We start from the raw sequence: 5632 nt of genomic DNA on the forward strand, positions 1-5632 counted from the left end.
CCGCAAAGGTGTTGCGCCCTCCAACACTTCCACAGAAGACCGAATCGCCCACGATGGCCAAGCCAAGCTTCGCGCGGGATAGTGCCACGTTTAGCCGCTCATGTTCCTTCAGGAAGCCGATCTTACCTTCCTGGTTGGAACGGGTAATGGAGTAGACTGCAATGTCTGCTTCGCGGCCCTGATAGGAGTCGACTGTCCCTGTCTCGATATCTAGATCGGGAAGCTGCCGCCGACGCGCGACTGCCATACGGTCAAGAGCGGCGACCTGTCCTCCGTATCCGGACAGCAAAGCCACGCTGTATTTCTTTTTTCTTTGGGAGGCAGCCAACTGCAATCGTCCAAGCAGCCGATCGATTGCTTCGACTTCGGCGTCATTGACGTAAGTGCCGCGGTAGAATTGCTCGGGTCTTCGGGAGTTCTCGGCCGTTGTGAACCAAGTCACCGGTTTCGGCAAGGCGAAGGCCCTGGCTAGCCAAGGGCAAATGTTCTCGTTCACGTTCTTAAGTGTGTTGTTGTAGAAACACGCGCTGACCAGATCACCGATCGGCTTTACCATCCGATGCTGGGTTAGGAGGGAAACCTGATTAGCCTTCGGCGCGACATCGATAAAGTGATCGAGAAGAGTGCGCCGTGCTTCGTCGCGGCCAATTCCATGTCGCGCCAGCTCTTGTCGCGATTCTAACGAATCATCGACGAATGGCGGCAACTGGTTGGGATCGCCGACCACTACCCACTTACGTGATTTCGCCATTGGGACGAGCATTTCGGTCGGCGTTGCCTTGGAGGCCTCGTCTACGATGCAGAGGTCGAACTCAACTGATTGAAGAGCATGAGCGGCGACGCCGAGGCAAGTTCCCGCGATTAGGTCGCAATCGCTAACGAACGCGCCGTGAAAATCCGAAGATTGCCCAAAGCGTTGTCGCCATTCCTCGGTGAGTAGCAATAGCTTGCGATACTGTGTTCCATGCGAAGAATGGTTGATGTAATCGAACTCAAGGTCGGCTAAGTCTTTTTCGTTCATCGACTCTATTTGGCCAGAGAGATCCGCAAAACCGCGCGCGCGATCACTGGCCAGTTGGAATGAGTGCCGTGCTGCACTCAGCTGCTCTTCCAATTGCGTCATCTCATCTTGTTTCATTCGAATGTCGGCGACGATTACGCGATATTCGTCCCCGCGTGACCTGTCCCTGCTTATCTCCTGTCGTTCTGCTTCAAGATCGACAAGGTCTTTGCGGCAGCCGTCAATTTCAGCTTGCGCAACATGCAGCCGAGCGGTCGATAGTCTCAGTTCAGCGAGCGCCATGCCGATCTGGACATTCTCCAATGTGATGCCGTGTTCTGCTGCCCAGTCAATCATGAAACGCTCAGACCGCTGCATCGCATCTTCTAACCAATGTCCAACACATCGTTCGAGAAGCAGGTGACTGAGTTCAGGCGAGACCTTCTCGTCATTGCGACGCGCTATCCGCACCGCACGTAGCGCTATCCCTTTCGCCTTCGCCAATTTCTCGATGTTTACGAGCGCGTGGTCCAAAGCCACATGGGTCTGGGAAGACAATAGGATCCGTGCGCCAGGAGTGCGGCTAAGTACCTGCGCGGCGAGCTCTGTGATGAATTTGGTTTTTCCGGTTCCCGGCGGACCTTCAACGACGAGCAAATCTCTAGATCCCAGAGCGGCACGAACAGCGGCTTGCTTGTCATCATCTAGATCAGGCTGGAAGAAGACAATGTCGTCGGGTGGTCGAGGAACCTCCGGTTGTTTCTTGCCAGTCAGGAGGTCTCGAAGGTCTGGTCGGGTATTTCGACCAAACCTTACGGCGTCAAGTGCTGCGTTTTGCCGCTTCAGCGCTATCTGAGATTGACGCACATCAAGTTCTAGTACGCCATTGGAACTAACCGCCGACAAATTTTGACCGGGACCGCAATAAAGCAACACCGTGTCGCCATCGGTCCGTTCGATCTCGCCGTAGATGGCGTTGTGCTGGTCGAGTCGAATCATCCGTTGTTGACCTGTAATAGCCTCGCCAAGATTATGACGTGCCGACAGGATCAACCGAGTGCCTTCTATTTCCAGGCTCGTGAATCGGATCGGCTCCTTGCGAAGATGCTGAATGCCCTCCTTTGCGCGCAATGCCGCCGACCACTGATCAAATAGCTCGGATTCGGCCTGCCGATCGGCAAGGACCTTCCGGCCAGTCAAGAATTCATCAAACTCGGTGGCCAACCATTCAAGGGCACCTTCATCGCCGCGGGGAGTTGCGGGAATGAACCTGAGGAGCGGCTGCCAAGCCTTGTTTCGCTGCCTCTCCAGCCTCGATGGATTTTGGTGGGATAGGCCGATGATGGTCAAAGTGTGCCGCGCCTCATCGATAACTGCGCGAAAACGGAATTCGGCTGTTAGCAAAGCGAATTGGCGGTCACTCTGCGGCCGCGTGCCATCCAACTCGTCGATGCCACAGACCTCGTTCAGTTCCTTGAATATTTGGCGAGCCGCTTGATCTGACGTGGACAAGTGGCCCTCAACCCGCATTGCTTCGAGCGCAGATTGAGTCAGATGAACGGGAATGTCACGAGTGACCGCAGCCAGGGTTACGGCTTTGGCGGTAGACGCCTCAATCTCTTCTGCTAGCGCTACCACGTTGGCAGGTCGCATTGCCGGATCAATGCTGAGGCACCGGATCAGGATCTCGCGTATATCCTCAGGGAGTTGAAGTGACGTCGCGGCTAGGACGACCGCCTCACGATCGTTGAGGGCTTCCCCGGCTATGCATTCGAGACAAAGCACCGCAAACGAGTAGACGTCCCGCGTATCCGGAAAGTCACTGGTGTCTTCGGGTGGCGCGTAGGGGACGGATTTGAAGTGAACCAGGGTCACTCCTGGCCGGTAGTAACGGCGAAATTTAGAAATTCCAAAATCGGTCAGGCAGGCGCGACCCTCAGAGTTAACAAGGACATTTTGAGGCTTGATGTCACGATGAAGAACATCTTGAGAATAAGCGAATCTCAAGGCGTCCAAGATATCCGCGCCATAGCGTTTATAGAAGTTCTCCCAACTCCGCTCTGGATTATCGACAAGATGGTCACGCAAGTTTGCGTCGCACCATTCAAGCGCCAAGTAACTGCAACCGCTATCCGCATCGCGACCGAGGTCGATCAAGCCAACTATATTGTCATGCGCTGACAATTTTTGAAGTGATTCACATTCGCGCGCGAAGGCCTCCAACACGATATTTTGTTGAAAAGCGTCCTTGTCGAAGATCTTAATAGCAACCTTCGCCATCCCGTTTTGCAAATCGACCGCACGGACAACCTTGCTTATCTCGCCAAGATACGGAGTCCAACTCGGGTCAACAACAAAGCGCCCGCCAATTACTTGCATGTACCGAATCCCCCATCGGCGGTATATTAGCGGTTGCGACCTTCAGAGCAACCTACTTTCTGCTGATGCGGAACTCACCGACGGGTAGGCGAATCGGATGAAGGCTTTGGCTTGCGCAACGAGAAAACAGCAGCACAGTGCAGGACGGGTTCACATTGCGACCATCGCACGATGTTGAAAATGCTTGCCGAAAACTGCGAACAATTGGATCTGACCCTTGAACATTTACCAAAGGATGCGATGGACTCGCTTGGATGGGACCCGACGGCGATTCTTAGTCTCGCTGATCAACGCGCCGGCGACCGCCGGCGCTCAAGGAAGAACGGCGTATAAACCGCAGTCCTTCGCGCGTCCGCAACAGTGGACAGATGTCGCGCGGAGGACGGAGGAAATTCGCCCCCGTCGCGGGCGGTTAACAGGACAGCCGTAGGAGCGTCAGCATAGCGCCGGCCGCAGGACGGGACGCGGGACCGACTGTCCCCGTCTGCGGCGGTCCGCCAAGTCTTGCACCCTTTGGCCCTTCAATTGCGTGGCAGCTTGTGAATTTCCAGCCTGACGGGCCCGCCCCTGTCACAACTCGTGCAAAAAAGCGCGCGCTCGACTGAACTGAACAAAGCGCCCTTTCCGTAGCGTTTGATGAGCCCGGCAGGCTTTACCGTTGCATGGTGCGAACAGGATTTGCACCAGGCACGCAGCACATGCCATTCGCGAAGATCTCCGAGCGCAACATCGAGGCTGGCGTGAACGCTGCCGTCGATGATGGCCTGCGGTGGGATCTTCACTTCGCCGGGGGTCAAGATTTTCTCCATGACATGCCGACTGTTGTAGTGAACCAGCAACATGCCCGGCCGCCGCCGGATGGCGGCTTGCCAGGCTGCCTGGCTCACCGTGGAATCGGGGGAGCGTGAAATGGTTTCGGATAGGGCCTGCTCCTCGCGATCCCAAACCTCGATCCGAAAATTGTCTTCCGTCGTTTTCGCCATAGCTTCGCCGGCCAGCGCGATTGGCGCCGTGCCATGGTCCTTTGCTGCTCAAGATCATGCTGAAATAAGGAACAAATTCCTCCCTCGTCAAGGGCATGCTTGACTCTTTGTTCCTATTTTGTTCACTTTTGGCGGACTGGGCCATAGGAGGCGAACCATGGAACTTCGCTTGAACATCGAGGGCGCGAAGACCCAAGAGCTTGCACGCGGCATCGCGGCAGCCGAAGCGGTGTTGGCACGCGCCGGCATTACGGCTTTGCAAGGCGCGGAAGGCCTGTTCGCGTTGGAAGGCTGGGATATCAAGGGCTTTCCCGAGGACGATAGGCCTACCGAGGAGGAGGACCGAGCCGCCACAGTTTGGTTAGAGGCCGACGAGGCTGCTGCGGCGGCATGTTGCGCGGGCTGGCCGGAGGAAAAAGTTCCGCACCACCAGATCATGGAGTTGATCGACGTTCCCCGCACGAAGTTGCAAGCCGAGGCGATTCCAGACACCTGGCCAGAGCGGAAGCAACTCTATCCAGATGTCGTCAAGCGGCTGGAGATCACGACCGGTCCGGATCGCCAGATCGATTTCGATATCGCCTTTGTTCTCGGTTGGGTTCCCGAGCGGCCGACGCTGGATCGGGTTGAGCCGCTCTCGGAAGATGGCGACCGTATCCCCTTCTTCACCAGTGACCTTGCGCAGGTCGAAGAGATGGCTCGCAAGGCACTCAAGGACTGGACAATCGAGATTGACCGGGATCCCTGTGATGCCCACGTTTTCAACCCGGCGGCCAGCGATGACGGTGATGAATTGCGCATGGCGGCATGGCGCGATTTCAATGGCTCATTCCATATGGAGAAGCCGCCGGCAAATCCTGCAATCGCGCTGACGCTGGCGATGATGCGCGGCCAGTCGATGCATTTCGAATAGTGGTCAAACGCAGTCGGGGCTTACCAACGCCATCGGTCATCGACCGCGATTGGCCGCATCAGGTTGCACTACCGGATGACCTCTGCACCGGCCGGAACTTCACCATGATCGCGAAGTTCTGCCAGGAACGAGGGCTTAAGCACCAGACGCGGCACGTGCAGGCGATATGGCCGAACGGCAAATATGAAACCTATCGGCTCTATTGCTTCCGCGATGCCGCATCTGCGCAGGCCTTCCTTGACCACTTCGAGGGGCTGATGTTCGATCCGAGGCGGGATCGGGGTACGCCTCCGGCGAGGGCCGCCTTGCGCGAACATGGCCCGGTAGCGAGGCTACGCTCTTGAGGTCGTCCTTACG

At 56.6% G+C, this 5632-nt stretch carries 4 protein-coding genes; 2 read left to right on the forward strand and 2 right to left on the reverse strand.

Going from position 1 to position 5632, the window contains the following annotated elements:
* Window positions 1-3379 (reverse strand): serine/threonine-protein kinase (locus tag FJ956_RS30235; RefSeq protein ID WP_140782019.1); only part of this gene is annotated, 3379 nt, incomplete at its 3' end.
* A gap of 521 nt (window positions 3380-3900) precedes the next feature.
* Entirely contained in the window at window positions 3901-4362 is a 462-nt protein-coding gene (locus FJ956_RS30240) for a hypothetical protein (RefSeq protein ID WP_140684848.1), read from the reverse strand.
* A gap of 157 nt (window positions 4363-4519) precedes the next feature.
* On the opposite strand from FJ956_RS30240, the gene FJ956_RS30245 reads away from it, so the two are divergent.
* Window positions 4520-5275 carry a hypothetical protein gene (locus FJ956_RS30245; RefSeq protein ID WP_140684847.1) on the forward strand — a complete coding sequence of 252 codons (756 nt, stop codon included), beginning with the start codon at window positions 4520-4522 and terminating at the stop codon, window positions 5273-5275.
* Window positions 5276-5379: 104 nt separating this feature from the next.
* Window positions 5380-5619: a hypothetical protein gene (locus FJ956_RS30250; protein WP_140684846.1), complete on the forward strand. Its 240-nt coding sequence runs from the start codon at window positions 5380-5382 to the stop codon at window positions 5617-5619.
* Window positions 5620-5632 lie beyond the last annotated feature (13 nt).

Source organism: Mesorhizobium sp. B2-4-3 (assembly GCF_006442815.1).
Classification (GTDB): domain Bacteria; phylum Pseudomonadota; class Alphaproteobacteria; order Rhizobiales; family Rhizobiaceae; genus Mesorhizobium.

Excerpts from the sequence above, each read along its gene's own strand:
- FJ956_RS30240 (WP_140684848.1), bottom strand. The coding sequence starts at position 4,362 with ATGGCGAAAACGACGGAAGACAATTTTCGGATCGAGGTTTGGGATCGC.
- FJ956_RS30245 (WP_140684847.1), top strand. The coding sequence starts at position 4,520 with ATGGAACTTCGCTTGAACATCGAGGGCGCGAAGACCCAAGAGCTTGCA.
- FJ956_RS30250 (WP_140684846.1), top strand. The coding sequence starts at position 5,380 with ATGATCGCGAAGTTCTGCCAGGAACGAGGGCTTAAGCACCAGACGCGG.